1 pseudogene is annotated in these 324 nt (G+C 57.7%); it reads right to left on the bottom strand.

The window, feature by feature from the left end:
* Nucleotides 1–54 precede the first annotated feature (54 nt).
* Nucleotides 55–324: pseudogene (locus ALO43_RS27475) on the bottom strand (tRNA (cytosine(32)/uridine(32)-2'-O)-methyltransferase TrmJ); the annotation flags it as partial.

Below are 324 nucleotides of genomic sequence, written 5' to 3'. Positions count from 1 at the left end.
CAGCAGGGTCACGATGGAATACGCTTTGAATGTCTTCTCGCAGACGCTTGAACATTACTGATCCTTCCGCTTGTAGGGCTCACCGCGTGCGGCTTTCTGGGTTTCGGTGAGCACACCACGCAGGATACTCAGTTCGGATCGCTCGACCTCGCTACGCCCGTATAGCCTGCGCAGTCGCGCCATCAGATGACGTGGTTTTTCCGGATCAAGGAAACCGATGGCCACAAGCGCGGCTTCAAGATGCGTGTAAAAGCCTTCCATCTCATCCATCGTCGCCAGCTCGGCGTTATGCGCCGAGACCGCCTTGGGCGTTTCGCCCTGCTC

The sequence above is a fragment of the Pseudomonas tremae genome (assembly GCF_001401155.1).
GTDB classification, from domain to species: Bacteria; Pseudomonadota; Gammaproteobacteria; order Pseudomonadales; family Pseudomonadaceae; genus Aquipseudomonas; species Aquipseudomonas tremae.
The sequence above is the reverse complement of the archived record's forward strand: the minus strand, read 5'-3'. Positions and strand labels throughout refer to the sequence as shown.